This window comes from Salmonella sp. SAL04196 (genome assembly GCF_046550835.1).
Lineage (GTDB): Bacteria > Pseudomonadota > Gammaproteobacteria > Enterobacterales > Enterobacteriaceae > Salmonella > Salmonella enterica.
Genome location: NZ_JBGDXE010000001.1, coordinates 1,661,471 through 1,679,527, shown reverse-complemented (window position 1 = coordinate 1,679,527; position 18,057 = coordinate 1,661,471). Strand labels below are relative to the sequence as shown.

20 protein-coding genes are annotated in these 18,057 nt (G+C 53.8%); 10 read left to right on the top strand and 10 right to left on the bottom strand.

The window, feature by feature from the left end; translation table 11 throughout:
- Positions 1-126 precede the first annotated feature (126 nt).
- The 3 genes from ACLJPE_RS08500 to ACLJPE_RS08490 are packed head-to-tail and all read left to right on the top strand — an operon-like array spanning position 127 to position 2,662.
- Positions 127-957, top strand: coding sequence for a MetQ/NlpA family ABC transporter substrate-binding protein (locus tag ACLJPE_RS08500; RefSeq protein ID WP_001642920.1), 831 nt, complete (start codon positions 127-129; stop codon positions 955-957).
- 36 nt (positions 958-993) lie between these two features.
- Entirely contained in the window at positions 994-2,010 is a 1,017-nt protein-coding gene (gene sfbB, locus ACLJPE_RS08495) for a virulence-associated ABC transporter ATP-binding protein SfbB (RefSeq protein ID WP_000569660.1), read from the top strand.
- Positions 2,003-2,662 carry a methionine ABC transporter permease gene (locus ACLJPE_RS08490; RefSeq protein WP_000342247.1) on the top strand — a complete coding sequence of 220 codons (660 nt, stop codon included), beginning with the start codon at positions 2,003-2,005 and terminating at the stop codon, positions 2,660-2,662. Before sfbB ends, ACLJPE_RS08490 begins: the two co-directional genes overlap by 8 nt.
- 38 nt (positions 2,663-2,700) lie before the next feature.
- Here the strand turns inward: ACLJPE_RS08490 and mnmH are convergent, their stop codons facing one another.
- The 5 genes from mnmH to ppiB all read right to left on the bottom strand — a co-directional run bounded on the left by mnmH (position 2,701) and on the right by ppiB (position 6,792).
- The gene (gene mnmH / locus ACLJPE_RS08485; protein ID WP_000997740.1) at positions 2,701-3,786 is read right to left on the bottom strand and encodes a tRNA 2-selenouridine(34) synthase MnmH; all 1,086 of its coding nucleotides are present in this window, start codon (positions 3,784-3,786) and stop codon (positions 2,701-2,703) included.
- Between the two features lie 95 nt (positions 3,787-3,881).
- Complete coding sequence (gene purK, locus ACLJPE_RS08480; RefSeq protein WP_000815601.1) at positions 3,882-4,949, bottom strand: 5-(carboxyamino)imidazole ribonucleotide synthase; 1,068 nt, start codon at positions 4,947-4,949, stop codon at positions 3,882-3,884.
- Positions 4,946-5,455 (bottom strand): 5-(carboxyamino)imidazole ribonucleotide mutase, encoded by a 510-nt coding sequence (gene purE, locus ACLJPE_RS08475; protein ID WP_000098736.1) that lies wholly within the window; start codon positions 5,453-5,455, stop codon positions 4,946-4,948. The genes purK and purE overlap by 4 nt, the downstream gene beginning before the upstream one ends.
- Positions 5,456-5,572: 117 nt before the next feature.
- Positions 5,573-6,295: a UDP-2,3-diacylglucosamine diphosphatase gene (gene lpxH / locus ACLJPE_RS08470; protein ID WP_000212281.1), complete on the bottom strand. Its 723-nt coding sequence runs from the start codon at positions 6,293-6,295 to the stop codon at positions 5,573-5,575.
- A 2-nt stretch (positions 6,296-6,297) separates the two neighbouring features.
- Positions 6,298-6,792 carry a peptidylprolyl isomerase B gene (gene ppiB, locus ACLJPE_RS08465; RefSeq protein WP_000255991.1) on the bottom strand — a complete coding sequence of 165 codons (495 nt, stop codon included), beginning with the start codon at positions 6,790-6,792 and terminating at the stop codon, positions 6,298-6,300.
- Between the two features lie 172 nt (positions 6,793-6,964).
- On the opposite strand from ppiB, the gene cysS reads away from it, so the two are divergent.
- The gene (gene cysS / locus ACLJPE_RS08460; protein WP_031602063.1) at positions 6,965-8,350 is read left to right on the top strand and encodes a cysteine--tRNA ligase; all 1,386 of its coding nucleotides are present in this window, start codon (positions 6,965-6,967) and stop codon (positions 8,348-8,350) included.
- Positions 8,351-8,393: 43 nt separating this feature from the next.
- Here the strand turns inward: cysS and ACLJPE_RS08455 are convergent, their stop codons facing one another.
- The 5 genes from ACLJPE_RS08455 to folD form a co-directional block, all read right to left on the bottom strand.
- Positions 8,394-9,218: a DUF2145 domain-containing protein gene (locus ACLJPE_RS08455; protein ID WP_001529075.1), complete on the bottom strand. Its 825-nt coding sequence runs from the start codon at positions 9,216-9,218 to the stop codon at positions 8,394-8,396.
- Positions 9,215-9,652: an STM0539 family protein gene (locus ACLJPE_RS08450; RefSeq protein ID WP_001038576.1), complete on the bottom strand. Its 438-nt coding sequence runs from the start codon at positions 9,650-9,652 to the stop codon at positions 9,215-9,217. The genes ACLJPE_RS08455 and ACLJPE_RS08450 overlap by 4 nt, the downstream gene beginning before the upstream one ends.
- Entirely contained in the window at positions 9,645-10,190 is a 546-nt protein-coding gene (locus ACLJPE_RS08445) for a metal-dependent hydrolase (RefSeq protein ID WP_001143505.1), read from the bottom strand. Before ACLJPE_RS08445 ends, ACLJPE_RS08450 begins: the two co-directional genes overlap by 8 nt.
- Positions 10,191-10,317: 127 nt before the next feature.
- Positions 10,318-10,530, bottom strand: a complete 213-nt coding sequence (ybcJ, locus tag ACLJPE_RS08440; protein ID WP_000190278.1) for a ribosome-associated protein YbcJ — start codon at positions 10,528-10,530, stop codon at positions 10,318-10,320.
- Position 10,531: 1 nt separating this feature from the next.
- Entirely contained in the window at positions 10,532-11,398 is an 867-nt protein-coding gene (folD, locus tag ACLJPE_RS08435; RefSeq protein ID WP_000729165.1) for a bifunctional methylenetetrahydrofolate dehydrogenase/methenyltetrahydrofolate cyclohydrolase FolD, read from the bottom strand.
- A 546-nt stretch (positions 11,399-11,944) separates the two neighbouring features.
- Between folD and fimA the strand changes: the two genes are divergently transcribed.
- From fimA to sfmF, 6 genes are all read left to right on the top strand, one after another.
- Positions 11,945-12,502, top strand: a complete 558-nt coding sequence (gene fimA / locus ACLJPE_RS08430; RefSeq protein ID WP_000681026.1) for a type 1 fimbrial protein subunit FimA — start codon at positions 11,945-11,947, stop codon at positions 12,500-12,502.
- Positions 12,503-12,576: 74 nt separating this feature from the next.
- Positions 12,577-13,110 carry a type 1 fimbrial protein subunit FimI gene (fimI, locus tag ACLJPE_RS08425; protein ID WP_000619610.1) on the top strand — a complete coding sequence of 178 codons (534 nt, stop codon included), beginning with the start codon at positions 12,577-12,579 and terminating at the stop codon, positions 13,108-13,110.
- A 43-nt stretch (positions 13,111-13,153) separates the two neighbouring features.
- Positions 13,154-13,846, top strand: a complete 693-nt coding sequence (gene fimC / locus ACLJPE_RS08420) for a type 1 fimbria chaperone FimC (protein WP_001519112.1) — start codon at positions 13,154-13,156, stop codon at positions 13,844-13,846.
- Between the two features lie 30 nt (positions 13,847-13,876).
- A complete protein-coding gene (locus tag ACLJPE_RS08415; RefSeq protein ID WP_039512921.1) occupies positions 13,877-16,489 on the top strand; it encodes a fimbrial biogenesis usher protein in 2,613 nt (870 codons plus the stop codon).
- A 14-nt stretch (positions 16,490-16,503) separates the two neighbouring features.
- Positions 16,504-17,511 carry a type 1 fimbria D-mannose specific adhesin FimH gene (gene fimH, locus ACLJPE_RS08410; protein WP_023212913.1) on the top strand — a complete coding sequence of 336 codons (1,008 nt, stop codon included), beginning with the start codon at positions 16,504-16,506 and terminating at the stop codon, positions 17,509-17,511.
- 9 nt (positions 17,512-17,520) lie between these two features.
- The gene (gene sfmF / locus ACLJPE_RS08405; protein WP_023212914.1) at positions 17,521-18,039 is read left to right on the top strand and encodes a fimbria assembly protein; all 519 of its coding nucleotides are present in this window, start codon (positions 17,521-17,523) and stop codon (positions 18,037-18,039) included.
- Positions 18,040-18,057 lie beyond the last annotated feature (18 nt).

Genomic DNA, 18,057 nt, shown 5'->3' with positions numbered 1-18,057 from the left:
TAATTTCAAGGACAGCAGGCTGTGATCTGTGTCATGTTAAGAAATAGCCTTTCGTTTGGGCCAAAACAGACGATGCCGCATGAACGGCATCCGGCACAGCATCACACTATTTAAAATGGAGAAATTATGGGATTGCGTCAGAGTTTACGCATTGCGGCCAGCACGCTATTACTGGCCTGCGGATTACAGTTTGCCCATGCCGATGGTTCCCCGCAAACGATCGTATTTGGCGTCGCGCCAGGGCCGTATGGCGATATGGTGAAGCAGGCGATTGCGCCGACATTAAAAGAAAAAGGGTATAAGGTCGTGGTGCGCGAGTTTAGCGACTATGTCCAGCCCAATATGGCGTTAGCTAATGGCAGCATCGACGCCAACCTCTTTCAACATACCCTCTATTTTGACAAATTCACCACTGACAAAGGGCTGAAGCTCAGCAAACTTATTGTGGTACCGACCGCCGGGATGGGCTTCTATTCACGTAAAATCAACAGTCTGGATGCGCTTAAAAAAGGGGACATTATTACCCTCTCCAACGATCCGACCAACCTGGCGCGCGGCCTTCGCTTCCTGCAATCGTTGGGGCTGATCACGATTAAGGACAATATCGATCCGACCAAAGCCTCTGAACGAGATATCGCCAGCAATCCAAAAGGACTGGTTTTCAAACCGCTGGAAGCCGCACAGCTACCGCGCACGCTGGATGGCGTGACCGGCGCGCTGGTTAACGGGAACTTTGCGGTGGCGGCAGGACTGGATCTCTCCAGCGCGATTAAGCAGGAACACCTGGATGAGAATCTGAAAAATATCATTGCGGTACGCAGTGAAGATGCCGATAAGCCGTTTGCCAAAGATATTGTCGAGGCGGTGAAATCGCCGGCTTATCGCGCGGTCATCGACGATCCAAAGAATATTTATAGCGCCTTCCAGAAACCGGAATGGATGACCGCGACACCCTGATCGCAGCGGTGGCCATCCCCAATTTCTGAGGTGAATATGATTGAAATAGAAAAAGTCTGCGTCGATTTTACCGCCGGTCGCGGTACCCCCACGCGCGCGGTGGATGATGTGAGCCTGCATATCGCCGCGGGCGAGATTTTTGGCATTGTTGGTACCAGCGGCGCAGGAAAAAGCACTCTGCTGCGTACCCTGAATGCCTTAACGCGTCCCAGCCAGGGGCGCGTCAACGTCAACGGCGTGGAAATTTCGGCGCTGGACGGAAAAGCGTTACGCCAGGCGCGGCAACGTATTGGTATGATTTTCCAGCATTTTAACTTAATGCATACCCGGACAGTGGCGCAAAACGTTGCGTTTAGCCTGAAAGCGGCTGGCTGGGAACGCAGCAAAATCGCGCCGCGGGTGGCGGAAATTTTAACGCTGGTGGGCCTTGCCGATAAAGCGAACCGTTTTCCGGTACAGCTCAGCGGCGGGCAAAAACAGCGGGTGGGGATAGCCCGCGCCATCGCTAACCATCCGGATGTGTTGCTATGTGACGAACCGACTTCCGCTCTGGATCTGGAAACTTCCGCCACGATTCTGGCCCTGCTCAGACAGATCAACGCACAGCTCGGGATTACTATTGTGCTGATCACCCATGAAATGAACGTGATCAAATCTATTTGCGATCGCGTGGCGGTGATGTCGGGCGGTAAGGTTGTAGAGTCGGGCGAGGTGTTTGATGTGTTTGCCCACCCGCAACACGCTTTCACACAGCAACTGGTGTCTCATACCCTTAATTTGACCCTGCCGGAACGTTTACGGGAACACCTGCCCGGGCAGTTGCTGAAAATTTTGTTTATCGGCGATTCGGCGGAGCAGCCGGTACTGTCGGAGGTGGCGATCAAGTTTGGCGTCGCGGTCAATATCCTGCATGGCAAGATTGAATATATCGGCGAACGCGCGTTGGGCATTCTGGTAGTGCAATTAACCGCGCCGCATAATCCAACGGCGGTGGCCGCCGCCGTGGAGCATATCCGTCAACGTACCGCACAGGTGGAGGTGATCCGTGGATGATTTATTGCCGGATTTAACGCTGGCGTTCAATGAAACTTTCCAGATGTTGAGTATTTCAACGGTGCTGGCGATTCTTGGCGGTCTACCGCTCGGTTTTCTGATTTTTGTCACCGATCGTCATCTGTTCTGGCAGAACCGTTTTATTTATCTCGTCGCCTCGGTTCTGGTGAATATTATCCGCTCGGTGCCATTTGTTATTTTACTGGTGCTGTTACTGCCGCTAACGCAGCTTTTGCTGGGTAATACGATTGGCCCGATTGCAGCCTCCGTCCCGCTGTCGGTGGCCGCAATCGCGTTTTATGCACGCCTGGTAGATAGCGCGCTCCGTGAAGTCGATAAAGGGATTATTGAGGCGGCGCTGGCATTCGGCGCTAGTCCGATGCGTATTATCTGTACCGTACTGTTGCCGGAAGCCAGCGCAGGGCTGCTGCGCGGCCTGACGATTACGCTGGTAAGCTTAATCGGCTACTCGGCGATGGCCGGGATTGTCGGCGGCGGCGGGGTAGGCGACCTGGCGATTCGCTATGGCTACTACCGTTACGAAACCGAAGTGATGGTTGTTACCGTAGTGGCGCTGATTGTGCTGGTTCAGGTCGTTCAGATGCTGGGCGACTGGCTGGCAAAACGTGCCGACAAGCGCGACAGACACTAAGCCGGCTCAATGTAGCGTCAGCCGGCAATAAAAATAAACTATTGCGCTTTTAGCCAGTTGGCAACGTCTTGCCATGTGCCGCGAAAAACGATATTCGCGGCTTTTTTCTCCAGTTGATAGCGATACATTGGGTCGTAATATTCGTTAAGTAGCGGAACCAGCCATGACATATGGCCGTCGGTGCTGCCGCTGGATAATTGTTCCGCCAGCGCCCTATCCAGCGTGTCCGTCAGTTCGGCAAAGCGTTGCAACCCCAGACGGCGGCGAATAGCGAACAGTCCATGATGAAGATATTCACTATACGCCTGCCAACCGGCTTCATCGCCGTAGGCGTGGGTGAAGTCGTGATGCATACGGATGAAATACTCTTCACGCAGTCGTTCCAGACGAAGCGCAAACGGATCTTCCACTACCGCAATGGGGGCCTGCGCCATTCTTTCGCGTAAACACTCAGGCAGATGGTTGGCGCCGATCGTTCGCCCTTCATCTTCCAGTACCCACCTTTTTAACGTCTGACGCGCGTTAATTTTCAGCAATTCAACGGCAAGTTTGTTTTCAAAACTGGCCTGGCTGAGTTGGGGTTTCAGCGTGCGGCCAAAAGAGGAGCCGCGATGACGCGCGAGACCTTCCAGATCCACGCCGTTGGGCTGTTGTCGCACCAGTTGCGTTTTGCCGCTGCCCGTACAGCCGCCAATTAAAAGTATCGGTTTTTGCGCCAGTTGCCAGGTCGCCTGAATTGCTGTCTGACGCAGCGCTTTATAGCCGCCTTCAATAAGCGGGCAGTCAATCCCTGTTTCTTGCAGCCAACGTTGTACGATATGTGACCGCTGACCGCCGCGCGCGCAGCACAGATACCCATTGGGGAAACGTTGATACGCGGCTTTCCAGGCCTCAAGCCGCTGCTGGCGAATGTCGCCGCAAACCAGCCGATGCCCCAACGCTAACGCCGCATCCGCGCCCTGACGTTTGTAGCAGGTGCCGACGGCGGCCCGCTCGTCATCCATCATCAATGGCAGGTTGATAGCGCCCGGCATGGCGCCCTGTTCAAACTCAATCGGCGCGCGTACATCAATTAAAGGCGTATCGGCAAGGAGGAGCGCGCGATAGTCCGTTCCATCGTTCATGTGTAATCCCGAAAAACAAAACAGCAATAGCGAGATTTTACGCGCTGAGGGAGGAGCCGGGAAAGGGGAAGATCATTCTCCCGGCATTTTATGTGTTATTTAAGCTTACTTTGCGCCCAGATAATGCCGCTGGCGTATTCGCCCGGCAGGAGCGGAGAGAGCGCTTCCAGGGTGGCGCTAAGACGTGACGTATCGCTGTCGGTCAGATTCAGATGGCCGACTTTTCGCCCTGGACGTACCGCTTTATCATACCAGTGCAGATGTACCAGCGGCAGCTTCAGCCAGTCGTAATTCAGCTCGCTGCCGATCAGGTTGATCATCACCGACGGGGCGTTAATCACCGGCGCGGGCAACGGCAGGCCGGTAATCGCGCGCAAATGCAATTCAAACTGACTGATGCTGGCGCCATTTTGCGTCCAGTGTCCGCTGTTATGCACGCGCGGCGCCAGTTCATTGATTAGCAGGCCTTCCGGCGTGATAAAACATTCCATCGCCATTACGCCGACGTAGTTCAACGCCTGCATAATTGCTGACAGCATCGATTCCGCCTGCTCCTGCTGTTCGGCGTTCGCCTGTGGGAACGCGACGCTGGTCCGCAAGATGCCGTCCTGATGCAAATTGTGCGTCAGCGGGTAAAACACGGTACTGCCGTCATGAGCGCGCGCGCCGACTAACGACACTTCGCCGGAAAAATGGATGCCGCGCTCAACAATACATTCGCCATAGCAGTCATCCGGCAGTTGCCCGGTTTCGTCCGCGCGTAGACGCCACTGCCCGCGACCGTCGTAGCCGCCAACGCGACGCTTAATAATCGCCAGTTCGCCCAGGCGGTCAAAGATGCCGGACCACTCGTCGGCGCTTGTCAGCAGCTGCCACGGCGCGGTCGCGAGTCCCAGTTTATCGAAAAGCTGTTTTTGTGTCAGACGGTCGGCGATGATCGGAAATACATCGCGATTGACGAATGCCGGGTGGCGCGCCAGCTCGCGGGTAAGCGCGGTTTCCGGCCAGCGCTCAATCTCTGCGGTAATGACGCTCTGCTGTACCGGCACGGCGGTAGGCTCTGCATCCAGGCCAACCGGCCAGACGGCGATACCCAGCGGTTCGCCCGCCTGGCGCAGCATTCGGCCCAGTTGCCCGTTGCCGAGAACGCAAACTTGCTTCATAGCGTCCCCCGCGGATCGGGATTTTCCAGAACTTCATCGGTTTGCGCTTTGCGCCAGTCGGCAATGCGCTGATGCAGTTCCGCGTCGTGTTGCGCCAGAATCTGCGCTGCCAGCAGTGCGGCGTTAGCGGCACCGGCTTTACCGATCGCCAGCGTACCCACCGGAATGCCGCGCGGCATCTGCACGATGGAGTAGAGGCTATCCACACCGCTTAGCGCAGCGCTTTGTACCGGTACGCCGAGTACCGGGACCAGCGTTTTTGCCGCAATCATTCCCGGCAGATGTGCCGCGCCGCCCGCGCCGGCAATAATCACTTGATATCCGTTCTCTTCCGCCGTTTCGGCGAAGCTGAACAGCTTATCGGGGGTGCGATGGGCGGAAACCACTTCTACATGGTGCGGGACATCCAGAATTTCAAAAATTTCGGCGGCGAATTGCATGGTAGCCCAGTCGCTTTTGGACCCCATCACGATGGCGACACGCGCCGGATTATTGCGGGAAGACATGCGTCTTAAAACTCCTGTGGTGCGGGACACGCTGCTTTTGAGGTGTCAGAGAATAGCATGATAATCAGGCAAGGAAAACGGTTGCGTGTACGCCGTAACGGACGATTCGACGAACATTTACAGGGGGAAGGCGATTAACTCAACGTTGTCCGGCGTGACTTTTACCATTGAACCTTCATGATGCCATGCGCCTAACACCACGCGGAATGCGGGCTGGTCGTTGGCGGAAAGTTCATGCACCGCCGGGCGATGGGTGTGACCGTGAATCAGCCACTGTACGCGGTGTTTTTCCATTTCGGCGACGACGGTCTGCGCATTGACGTCCATAATATCCAGCGATTTGCTGCTGTTGGCGGCTTTACTGCCGGCGCGCATTCTGGCGGCGATACGGCGGCGGATAAACAGCGGCAGGGTAAGGAACAGTCGTTGAATCCACGGATTATGGACTTTGGCGCGAAACGCCTGATAACCGGCATCATCGGTACAGAGCGTATCGCCGTGCATAATCAATACATTGCGGCCATACAGGTCGAGCACCTTTTCCTGCGGCAGTAGAATCATGCCGCTTTCGCGGGCAAAGCGTTTGCCAATCAGGAAATCACGGTTACCGTGAATAAAGAAGCAGGGGACGCCGGAATCAACCAGCGATTTAATGGCAACGGCCATTTCACGATGTAGCGGGTTGGGGTCGTCGTCGCCAATCCAGGCTTCGAAGAGATCGCCAAGAATATACAGCGCGTCGGCCTGACGGGCTTCTACGGCTAAAAAACGCAGAAAACCGGCGACGATCGCCGGTTCTTCCGTTTGCAGATGCAAGTCTGCAATAAACAGTGTCGCCACGATTACTCGCTGACGGTCACGTTTTCAATGATGACGTCTTCTTTTGGTACGTCCTGATGCATACCGCTACGGCCAGTGGCGACGCCTTTGATTTTATCTACCACGTCCATACCTTCTACGACTTCCGCAAAGACGCAGTAGCCCCAGCCTTGCAGACTTTCGCCGGAGAAGTTCAGGAAGTCGTTGTCTGCCACGTTGATGAAGAATTGCGCGGTAGCCGAGTGTGGTGCCTGAGTACGCGCCATTGCCAGCGTACCACGGGTATTTTTCAGACCATTGTTGGCTTCGTTTTTGATCGCCTCTTTGGTGGCTTTCTGTTTCATGCCCGGCTCAAAGCCGCCGCCCTGAATCATAAAACCGTTAATCACACGGTGGAAAATGGTGTTGTTGTAAAAACCTTCGCGGCAGTAGTCCAGGAAGTTTTTAACTGTTTCAGGCGCTTTATCATCAAAGGTTTTTATTACGATATCGCCGTGATTAGTGTGGAAAGTAACCATTTTTGCATCCTGTTCCAAGAGAGTGGTGCTTTAGCCCGCAATGGGGCACATATAGGGGCTTGTTATAGCATAACCGTAAGCTGCGATCACCTTGCAAAGTGTGCTGCTTCGATTACGAATAATATGTATCATACGGAGATTATTACCCACACACGTCTATACGGAATCTTCGATGTTAAAAATTTTTAATACACTGACGCGCCAAAAAGAGGAATTCAAACCCATTCATGCCGGGGAAGTCGGCATGTACGTGTGTGGTATCACCGTTTACGATCTCTGCCACATTGGCCACGGACGCACGTTTGTCGCTTTTGACGTTGTCGCACGCTATTTGCGTTTTCTCGGTTATAAGCTGAAGTATGTGCGTAACATTACCGATATCGACGATAAAATTATTAAACGCGCCAATGAAAACGGCGAAAGTTTTGTCGCGCTGGTCGACAGAATGATTGCGGAAATGCATCAGGACTTTGACGCGCTGAATATTCTGCGTCCGGACAGCGAGCCGCGTGCGACGCACCATATTCAGGAAATTATCGAGCTCACCCGCACCTTAATCGAGAAAGGGCACGCCTATGTGGCGGATAACGGCGATGTGATGTTCGATGTACCGACCGATCCGACTTATGGGCAGCTTTCCCGTCAGGATCTTGAGCAGCTTCAGGCGGGCGCGCGCGTGGATGTCGTTGACGTGAAGCGTAACCCGATGGACTTCGTGCTGTGGAAAATGTCGAAAGAGGGCGAGCCGAGCTGGCCGTCGCCGTGGGGCGAAGGGCGTCCGGGCTGGCACATTGAATGTTCGGCGATGAACTGCAAGCAGTTGGGCAACCATTTTGATATTCACGGCGGCGGTTCTGATCTGATGTTCCCGCACCATGAAAACGAGATTGCCCAGTCTACCTGCGCGCATGACGGCGAATACGTCAACTACTGGATGCACTCCGGTATGGTGATGGTGGATCGCGAGAAGATGTCCAAATCGCTGGGCAACTTCTTTACCGTGCGCGACGTGCTGAAATACTACGATGCGGAAACCGTGCGCTACTTCCTGATGTCCGGGCATTACCGTAGCCAACTGAACTACAGCGAAGAGAACCTCAAGCAGGCGCGCGCCTCGCTGGAGCGGCTATACACTGCATTGCGTGGAACGGATAAATCAGCGGCCCCGGCGGGCGGCGAGGCGTTTGAAGCGCGTTTCGTGGAGGCGATGAATGACGATTTCAATACGCCGGAAGCCTACTCCGTCCTGTTTGATATGGCGCGTGAAGTCAACCGTCTGAAGGGCGAAGATATGGCCGCCGCGAATGCGATGGCGTCTCATCTGCGGAAGATTTCCGGCGTGCTGGGACTGCTGGAGCAGGAGCCGGATGTTTTCCTGCAAAGCGGCGCGCAGGCGGATGACGGTGAAGTTGCGGAAATTGAAGCCTTGATTCAACAGCGTCTGGATGCCCGTAAAGCGAAAGACTGGGCGGCGGCGGACGCGGCGCGCGATCGTCTCACTGAAATGGGTATTATTCTGGAAGATGGCCCGCAGGGCACCACCTGGCGGCGTAAGTAAGCGCTTTTACAGGCCGCTCTATTTGCATAGAACGGCCTGTTTTTTATTTTTTCGCACCGGGCGAAAGATAAACACACACCGACTCCCCCAGATTCTGATGTTCACACCCGGGCATTGCCCGGCTGTAATGGGCAATAAAGCGGATGACGCTGTCGCCGCTGTTTAGCCCCACATTTCCTTTTCGCAGCAATTCTGCTGGCTGATCGTCGGTGAAAACGTTAGGGGTGAACAGTTTTGCGCCTAATCGTTCAAAAGTGCCAGCACTAACGATAGAGGGTTGATAACCCTGAAGCTGCAACCAGCGGCGGGCATCATTACGTGACCAAACCTGCGCATCGTTTGCTCGCGCAAACACTTCGAGAAGCCAGCCATTCGAATTCTGATAAGGGCCGGAAAAAGGCCACGCAATTAGGTTATAGCGGGGACTGTGGAAGAGATTGAGTTTGATAGCGCTATGTAAGAGCGTTTGTAATGCCGTCGCGATATCTGAACGCGGGCGCAAAACGGCAATGCTCTGATTCACCAGGTCATCAGCCAGAAACTCATACAGACCTTGTATATAGAGCGCTGATTCAGCGGTTCCGCAAGTATTCAGATTATGGTAAACCCGCCAGTCTCCGTTTGGCTCGCGCATGGCATAGCCAGCATGTGACCAGGTTAAATGTCGGCTCGACATATCTTGCCCCTGGCGAACCAGAATGACGACCGGATCGGGTTGACTGTTAAGCTGCTGTTTGAGTTGTAACGCCTGATCCATTGTCGCTGCGATGCTCTCCGGCGTGTTTGCTTTTTGGTGACAGTTAGCACTGTCTGCATAAGCGTTGAGCGAGATTGCGCTGAGCCACAGGGCAAACGCGAATCGCTTCATTTGGCCGGTACCGTCTGGTTGCTGGAAAGTCCTGCGTCGTCCTGATTTACCATATGGGCAAGGACTTTGCCCTCTTTTTTCAAATAAGCGCCGGTGCCTTCCTGCGTTTTTTCCAGAGTGACTTTATCACCTGCTTTGAGGTTGCCTTCTTTGACGACATGTAGCGGAACTTGCATTTTAATGTCTTTGTTATCGGGAGACTTAGTGGTTATCAGCGCGGTTTTTTGCTTTTTATTTTCGACAACAGATCCAATGATCAGGTTGAGCGGCAGCAGTACGGGGGAGAGTATAATTCCGCTAACCAGTGCGGAACTGCCCACGCTGACAACCGCAGACGATGCCGCATACCAGCCAGTGGCAGACATTTCTTCGCTATAGCTGGCGTGGGAAAATGAGAAACAGACGACCGCGGCGGCGAATGTCATTTTATTCATATTGATTCCTTTTAATATGCGTTTTAAGTACCCATAGAAATAACACTAAAATACTTCCCGGCAACCACACCCACAGCAATTCTGAGAGAATGACCTGATGTCCATACGGCGTGATGTAGCTTGAAAGCGCGAACGGCGCGACTTTAATCACCTGCCAGGGCGCAAAAAAACGTTCATCTGACCACGGCCACAGCCAGCCGACGCCTTTACCACCCGTGGTTATCGAATCCAGCAGGCTGTGCGACAACAATGAAACGGTTAAAAACAGCCAGCAGCGCACCTGCCCAGCTCGAAACCATCGTCGTCCCGCGAGTACGCACAACAGGGGGAGGACGAATGCGAAAAGTAAAGAGTGGGTAAATCCGCGATGGCCGAAAACGTTGCCGTAGGCGATGCCAAATTTAAAGGCCAGCACGTCGGCATCGGGGAGCATCGCCAGCACAACACCGGCAAACAGCAGGCGAGGAGGGATAACTTTCAGGCCTAAGCCTGCGCCAAAACACAGGGGAACGGCGGCGTGGGTGATAACGGTAGGCATAGCGATGGTTCACAGGGAAATAGCCATGCTAGCAGTTGGAACGCAGAGGATTAAGTGGATGATTATCTGAAAAGACAGCGTAATCAGGCCGGATAAGACGCTTTGCGTCGCTATCCGGCACTCTGTATCAGGCCACGACGTTCACACTTTGGCCTTCAAAGCTAACGGTTTGCCCGGCGACAATTTTGCAGCGTTTACGCGTTTCAACCGCGCCATCAACCTTCACCAACCCGTCGGCAATGGCGATTTTCGCCTGTGCGCCGCTTTCGCTCCAGCCTTCCAGCTTGAGCAGATCGCACAGCTCGACGTGCGGGTGCTTGCCTAAAGAGAATGTCGCCATGTTATTTTCCTTGTGGATCGTGATATTCAATGCACGCCTGCAGCGTGTTTTCGATAAGCGTAGCGACCGTCATCGGGCCGACGCCGCCCGGAACTGGCGTGATGTATGACGCGCGCGCCGCGGCTTCGTCAAACACGACGTCGCCAACGACCTTGCCATTTTCCAGACGGTTAATACCGACATCAATCACAATTGCGCCTTCTTTAATCCATTCGCCGGGAATAAAGCCCGGTTTACCTACGGCGACAATGAGCAAATCAGCATGCTCGACATGGTGACGCAGATCTTTGGTAAAGCGGTGCGTAACGGTAGTCGTACAGCCAGCCAGCAGCAGCTCCATGCTCATTGGGCGTCCAACGATATTGGACGCGCCAATGACCACCGCATTCAGGCCGTAGGTATCAATGTTGTAACGCTCAAGCAGGGTCACAATACCGCGGGGCGTACAGGGACGCAGGCGCGGCGCACGCTGGCACAGACGACCGACATTATAAGGATGAAAACCGTCTACGTCTTTATCTGGCGCGATACGCTCCAGCACTTTAACGTTGTCGATGCCTGCCGGTAAAGGCAACTGCACCAGAATACCGTCGATCGTGTTATCTGCATTCAGAGTATCGATAAGCGCCAGCAGTTCGGCTTCGCTGGTGGTTTCTGGCAGGTCATAGGAGCGGGAGACGAATCCCACTTCGTCGCACGCTTTACGTTTGCTTGCGACATAAATCTGTGAGGCCGGATTGCTGCCGACCAGCACCACAGCCAGGCCGGGAGCGCGAAGACCTGCTGCGACGCGTGCCTGAACTTTTTGAGCAACCTCAGATCGCACCTGCTGCGCAATCGTTTTACCGTCAATAATCTTTGCTGCCATCAGAGAGAAGATTCCATCTGTTACTTCAAGTCAAAGGGGATGACGCTATTTTGTCAGAAGCGGGCCTCGCTGTCAGTTAACGTTTGTGTTTCCGATGCAAACGCGACGTCTCCCCCGTCTGTTGACGATACTGAGACGTGACCAGTAAGCGAGCCATGATTAACCAAAAAGAAACAATTCATCACCCTGGTTATGGTTACCGTAATCCCTCGCCGTTAATAGCATCGGGCGGCATAATGCGACATTTTATACAAAATAAGATTAGACCCTTCTTATATCCCAATAAGAATTAGCTTAGGTCATTAAAAGAGTTTGCGGCTATTTTTTATTTAGCGAAATGTTTAATTTATTACCGTGACGAAATGTCATATTCGCAAAGATTAATTACTGCGTCTGATACTCAGGGGAGAAACAGAAAACTAATTAATCCGCGATATCTATCTTTACAGGATGAAGAGATAACTTTTCTGACATGCTATGTCGATAATAATTCAAACGGAGCCGACAGGATGCCGAAACCGGGTGTGTGTAATTCAAGGGAAATCCATGAAACATAAATTAATGACCTCTACTATTGCGAGTCTGATGTTTGTCGCTGGCGCAGCGGTTGCGGCTGATCCTACTCCGGTGAGCGTGAGTGGCGGTACTATTCATTTCGAAGGTAAACTGGTTAATGCAGCCTGTGCCGTTAGCACTAAATCCGCCGATCAAACGGTGACGCTGGGTCAATACCGTACCGCCAGCTTTACGGCGATTGATGATACGACCGCGCAGGTGCCTTTCTCCATCGTCCTGAATGACTGCGATCCGAAAGTGGCGGCTACCGCTGCCGTGGCTTTCTCTGGTCAGGCAGATAACACCAACCCTAATTTGCTGGCTGTCTCCTCTGCGGACAATAGCACTACCGCAACCGGCGTCGGGATTGAGATTCTTGATAACACCTCCTCACCGTTGAAACCGGACGGCGCGACCTTCTCGGCGAAGCAGGCGCTGGTTGAAGGCACCAATACGCTGCGTTTTACCGCACGCTATAAGGCAACCGCCACCGCCACGACGCCAGGCCAGGCTAATGCCGACGCCACCTTTATCATGAAATACGAATAATCCCGTCTGGGAACGCCAGGGAAGGGAGGCGCCTCAACGGAAGAGGCTATCGGGGATAAAAGAGAACATAGCAGATGATAAGGAAAGGCGCGGCGCTAGTGGGGCTTATTTTGATGTCGCCCGTCATTGCGCAGCCGGTAATGGTAGAGAGTGGGCGTATTCACCTGCGCGGACAACTGGTCAATGGCGGCTGCGCTGTCGCCACTGAAAGCCAGGATTTGCGCGTACTGATGGGACAGTACCGCACGAATGCGTTTACCGGTCCTGGCAGCTTCGCTCCCGTCAGCGTTCCATTTTCGTTACGGTTAATCTCCTGTAGCGCGGAGGTCTGGCGTCATGTCGGCATTGCGTTTGCCGGCGTTACGCCTGCGGAAGATCCCCATGTTTTTCTGGCCAGCGGCGAGGGTATCGGTAATGCCGGAATCGGCCTGGCATTATTTGATGACCAGCAGCGGCAAATCATACCTAACACGTTACCGCTTCATTATACGCCCATTTTAACGTCAGAAATGACTTTGCATTTTACTGCCCGCTATCGGGCAATTTCAGAAAATATGACGCCGGGACGAATTCATTCAGAAGTGTGGTTTACGCTGGTTTACCCATGAATTTTCTTGCCGACGTGACTCAATGCAAAAGGTATTTTTTACCATGCTGAATAGTATAAAATTAGGCTTTATTGTTCTTCTCACGTTATTTACTTCGCTGAACGTACAGGCGGCGGGGGGGATTGCATTAGGCGCCACGCGCGTTATTTATCCCTCGGCGGCGAAACAGACTTCTCTGGCAATCAGTAATAGCGATACTCAAGAACGTTACCTCGTCAATTCATGGATCGAAAATAGCGCCGGGCAGAAAGAAAAAACGTTTATCGTTACGCCGCCTTTATTCGTCAGCGAACCCAAAAGCGAAAACACGCTGCGTATTATCTACGCCGGGCAACCGCTACCCGGGGATCGGGAGTCGTTGTTCTGGATGAACGTGAAAGCCATCCCGTCGGTCGATAAAAGTCATATTGAAGGAAAAAACGTTCTGCAACTGGCGATTCTGTCGCGCATCAAACTGTTCGTGCGTCCGGCGAATTTGCCGCAGACGCCGGAAGATGCGCCGACCTTGCTGAAATTTTCCCGTGTCGGCAACCATCTCAAGATAACCAACCCATCTGCTTATTACCTCACGCTGGTCAATATCAGCGTGGGCGCGAAAAAGATTGATAACGTGATGATCGCGCCAAAAAGCGACATGCAAATTCCCTTACCGACTGGCGCGCAGGGCAGCGTGACATTTCAGACCGTCAATGATTACGGCGCATTGACGTCGGCGACAACGGCCAGTCTCGGTTAAGCAGAGAGCGTGAAGCCACACGAGAACACGATGAAGAAGACAACCTGGTTTGCAGGGCGATTTCCCGGCTATGTATCACCGTTAAGCGGCGTGGCGCTGTCGGTGTTGGCGGCGCTGTGTCCGCTGACGAGCCGCGGCGAAAGTTATTTCAACCCTGCGTTTTTGTCGGCGGATACCGCGTCTGTGGCGGATTTATCTCGCTTTGAAAAAGGTAATCATCAGCCTCCCGGTATTTACCGGGTGGATATCTGGCGTAACGACGAATTCGTAGCGACGCAGGATATCCGTTTTGAGGCGGGCGCCGTGGGCGCCGGCGATAAATCCGGCGGCCTGATGCCTTGTTTTACACCGGAGTGGATTAAACGGCTGGGCGTGAATACCGCGGCGTTCCCTGTCTCAGATAAAGGCGTCGATACCACGTGTATTCACCTTCCTGAGAAAATCCCGGGCGCGGAGGTCGCGTTCGATTTCGCGTCGATGCGCTTAAATATTAGCTTGCCGCAGGCGTCATTGCTCAACAGCGCGCGTGGCTATATCCCGCCGGAGGAGTGGGATGAAGGGATACCCGCCGCACTCATTAATTACAGTTTTGCCGGTAGCCGCGGAACAGACAGCGATAGCTATTTTTTGAGTCTGTTGAGTGGTTTGAACTATGGCCCCTGGCGGCTGCGTAATAACGGAGCCTGGAACTATTCGAAGGGGGACGGCTATCATTCGCAACGCTGGAACAACATTGGCACCTGGGTACAGCGCGCCATCATTCCGCTAAAAAGCGAACTGGTCATGGGGGACAGCAATACCGGGAACGATGTTTTCGATAGCGTCGGCTTTCGCGGAGCGCGGCTGTACTCTTCTGACAATATGTATCCCGATAGCCTGCAAGGCTACGCCCCCACGGTCAGAGGGATCGCCCGGACGGCGGCAAAGCTGACGATACGACAGAACGGGTATGTTATCTACCAAAGCTATGTGTCGCCGGGCGCGTTTGCGATTACCGATCTTAATCCTACCTCTTCCAGCGGCGACCTTGAGGTGACGGTAGATGAAAAAGACGGTAGCCAACAACGTTACACGGTGCCTTACTCTACCGTTCCGCTATTGCAGCGTGAGGGCAGGGTGAAGTATGACCTGGTGGCCGGGGATTTTCGCAGCGGCAATAGTCAGCAGTCTTCGCCATTCTTTTTCCAGGGAACGGTGATTGCCGGCCTGCCTGCGGGGCTGACGGCTTACGGCGGTACGCAACTTGCCGATCGTTACCGTGCCGTGGTGGTCGGGGCGGGGCGAAATTTGGGCGACTGGGGAGCCGTGTCGGTCGATGTCACACATGCGCGTAGCCAACTGGCAGATGACAGCACCCATCAGGGGCAATCGTTGCGTTTTCTGTACGCCAAATCGCTGAATAATTACGGGACTAATTTTCAATTGCTGGGTTACCGCTATTCCACGCGCGGATTTTACACCCTGGATGATGTGGCATACCGCAGTATGGAAGGGTACGACTACGAATACGATAGCGACGGACGCCGCCATAAAGTGCCGATGGCGCAGAGCTACCACAATCTCCGCTACAGCAAAAAAGGCCGCTTTCAGGTCAATATTTCGCAAAACCTGGGGGATTACGGGTCACTGTATCTTTCCGGCAGTCAACAAAATTACTGGAATACGGCGGATACCAATACCTGGTATCAACTGGGATACGCCAGTGGATGGCAAGGCATAAGTTATTCGCTGTCATGGTCGTGGAGCGAGTCGGTGGGGATCTCAGGCACCGACCGCATTCTGGCATTCAATATGTCCGTTCCGTTTAGCGTTCTGACCGGACGGCGCTATGCGCGCGACACTCTTCTTGATCGTACTTATGCCACGTTTAACGCCAACCGCAACCGCGACGGCGACAATAGCTGGCAGACCGGCGTGGGCGGCACGCTTCTGGAAGGACGTAATCTGAGCTACAGCGTGACGCAAGGGCGTAGCAGTAGCAATGGTTATAGCGGCAGCGCCAGCGCTAGCTGGCAGGCGACGTATGGCACGCTGGGCGTGGGATATAACTACGATCGCGATCAGCATGACTATAACTGGCAACTTTCCGGCGGCGTGGTCGGTCATGCGGATGGTATTACGTTTAGCCAACCGTTGGGCGATACCAATGTCTTGATTAAAGCGCCGGGAGCGAAAGGCGTGCGCATCGAAAACCAGACCGGCGTGAAAACGGACTGGCGGGGCTATGCGGTAATGCCCTACGCCACGGTATATCGCTATAACCGCGTCGCGTTAGATACCAACACGATGGACAACCATACCGATGTCGAGAATAACGTCAGCAGCGTGGTGCCGACAGAGGGCGCGCTGGTGCGGGCCGCTTTTGATACGCGGATAGGCGTAAGGGCCATCATTACCGCGAGGCTTGGCGGACGTCCGTTACCGTTTGGCGCGATAGTACGAGAAACCGCCAGCGGCATTACCAGTATGGTCGGCGATGACGGGCAAATTTATCTGAGCGGCTTGCCGCTAAAAGGTGAACTGTTCATCCAGTGGGGAGAGGGGAAAAACGCGCGTTGTATCGCCCCTTACGCCCTGGCGGAGGATAGTCTGAAGCAGGCGATTACGATAGCCAGCGCGACCTGTATCCGTCCGGCGTCATAAAAGGAAAAATAGAGATGAAAATATACTCAGCGCTATTGCTGGCGGGGACCGCGCTCTTTTTCACCCATCCCGCGCTGGCGACGGTTTGCCGCAATTCAAACGGGACGGCGACCGATATCTTTTACGACCTGTCAGATGTTTTCACCAGCGGCAATAATCAGCCGGGACAGGTGGTTACGCTACCGGAAAAATCAGGTTGGGTCGGCGTAAACGCGACGTGCCCGGCGGGGACAACGGTAAATTATACCTACCGAAGCTATGTATCAGAATTACCGGTACGAAGCACCGAAGGAAATTTTAAATACCTCAAGTTGAATGACTACCTTCTGGGCGCGATGAGCATCACCGATAGTGTCGCTGGCGTATTTTATCCGCCCCGTAACTATATTCGCATGGGCGTCGACTCTAACGTGTCGCAGCAAATGCCGTTTGGCGTGCAGGACTCAAAGCTGGTTTTTAAATTAAAAGTGATACGGCCTTTTATTAATATGGTGACGATCCCTCGCCAGACAATGTTTACCGTCTATGTGACGACCTCTACCGGCGACGCGTTGAGCACGCCGGTATATACCATTAGCTACAGTGGCAAAGTAGAAGTGCCGCAAAACTGCGAAGTGAATGCCGGACAGGTCGTGGAGTTTGATTTCGGCGATATCGGCGCGTCGTTATTTAGTCAGGCGGGAGCGGGTAATCGTCCGCAAGGCGTCACGCCGCAAACGAAAACCATCGCTATCAAATGTACCAACGTCGCGGCGCAGGCCTATTTATCGATGCGGCTTGAAGCCGAAAAGGCCTCAGGGCAGGCGATGGTGTCCGATAATCCGGATTTAGGTTTTGTAGTTGCTAATAGCAACGGTACGCCGCTCACACCCAATAATTTGTCGAGTAAAATTCCGTTTCATCTTGATGATAACGCCGCCGCTCGCGTAGGTATTCGCGCCTGGCCGATCAGCGTGACGGGGAATAAACCGGCGGAAGGGCCGTTTACTGCGCGCGGCTATCTACGAGTCGATTATGATTAAGGAGGCATAATGATCCTTCGGCGCGTTTTCATCGCTATCGGTTGTGTTTTGTTAAGCCCGCTGAGTCAGGCCACCTCATCTCTGGGCGAAGTGAATATTGAACTGCGCGGTAACGTGGTGGATTTTACCTGCGCCGTGGTGGCGGGCGACAGTAACAAGTCGGTTAATCTCGGCACCTGGCCGACAAAACAGCTTCACGCCGTCGGTGACGCCACGCAACCAGTAGCCTTTAGCCTAAAACTTGAAGGCTGCCCGCCGGGGTCGGCGTCTATAACGTTTTCCGGGACGCCAGCGCCCGGCACGGCATTACTGGCGCTTGCTGATACGGAAATGGCGCAAAAACTGGCGATTGAAATTCGCGATGGCGATCAACGTCGATTGCCGCTTGAACAGGCCAGCAAGGCCGTCGATATTGACAACAACGGCAATGCTACCCTGAAATTCTATGCGAACTATATCGCCTTAGCCGATGGCGTGCAGCCCGGACTTGCTAACGCGGATGCGACCTTCCTGATCAATTACAATTAGTGTCCGTTATTGTGGCTC

Excerpts from the sequence above, each read along its gene's own strand:
- ACLJPE_RS08445 (WP_001143505.1), bottom strand. The coding sequence starts at position 10,190 with ATGCCTACCGTTATCACCCACGCCGCCGTTCCCCTGTGTTTTGGCGCA.
- sfmF (WP_023212914.1), top strand. The coding sequence starts at position 17,521 with ATGATCCTTCGGCGCGTTTTCATCGCTATCGGTTGTGTTTTGTTAAGC.
- sfbB (WP_000569660.1), top strand. The coding sequence starts at position 994 with ATGATTGAAATAGAAAAAGTCTGCGTCGATTTTACCGCCGGTCGCGGT.
- ACLJPE_RS08415 (WP_039512921.1), top strand. The coding sequence starts at position 13,877 with ATGAAGAAGACAACCTGGTTTGCAGGGCGATTTCCCGGCTATGTATCA.
- folD (WP_000729165.1), bottom strand. The coding sequence starts at position 11,398 with ATGGCAGCAAAGATTATTGACGGTAAAACGATTGCGCAGCAGGTGCGA.
- ACLJPE_RS08450 (WP_001038576.1), bottom strand. The coding sequence starts at position 9,652 with ATGAATAAAATGACATTCGCCGCCGCGGTCGTCTGTTTCTCATTTTCC.
- purK (WP_000815601.1), bottom strand. The coding sequence starts at position 4,949 with ATGAAGCAAGTTTGCGTTCTCGGCAACGGGCAACTGGGCCGAATGCTG.
- fimC (WP_001519112.1), top strand. The coding sequence starts at position 13,154 with ATGCTGAATAGTATAAAATTAGGCTTTATTGTTCTTCTCACGTTATTT.
- ACLJPE_RS08455 (WP_001529075.1), bottom strand. The coding sequence starts at position 9,218 with ATGAAGCGATTCGCGTTTGCCCTGTGGCTCAGCGCAATCTCGCTCAAC.
- fimI (WP_000619610.1), top strand. The coding sequence starts at position 12,577 with ATGATAAGGAAAGGCGCGGCGCTAGTGGGGCTTATTTTGATGTCGCCC.
- mnmH (WP_000997740.1), bottom strand. The coding sequence starts at position 3,786 with ATGAACGATGGAACGGACTATCGCGCGCTCCTCCTTGCCGATACGCCT.
- purE (WP_000098736.1), bottom strand. The coding sequence starts at position 5,455 with ATGTCTTCCCGCAATAATCCGGCGCGTGTCGCCATCGTGATGGGGTCC.
- ppiB (WP_000255991.1), bottom strand. The coding sequence starts at position 6,792 with ATGGTTACTTTCCACACTAATCACGGCGATATCGTAATAAAAACCTTT.
- ybcJ (WP_000190278.1), bottom strand. The coding sequence starts at position 10,530 with ATGGCGACATTCTCTTTAGGCAAGCACCCGCACGTCGAGCTGTGCGAT.
- cysS (WP_031602063.1), top strand. The coding sequence starts at position 6,965 with ATGTTAAAAATTTTTAATACACTGACGCGCCAAAAAGAGGAATTCAAA.
- fimA (WP_000681026.1), top strand. The coding sequence starts at position 11,945 with ATGAAACATAAATTAATGACCTCTACTATTGCGAGTCTGATGTTTGTC.
- fimH (WP_023212913.1), top strand. The coding sequence starts at position 16,504 with ATGAAAATATACTCAGCGCTATTGCTGGCGGGGACCGCGCTCTTTTTC.
- ACLJPE_RS08500 (WP_001642920.1), top strand. The coding sequence starts at position 127 with ATGGGATTGCGTCAGAGTTTACGCATTGCGGCCAGCACGCTATTACTG.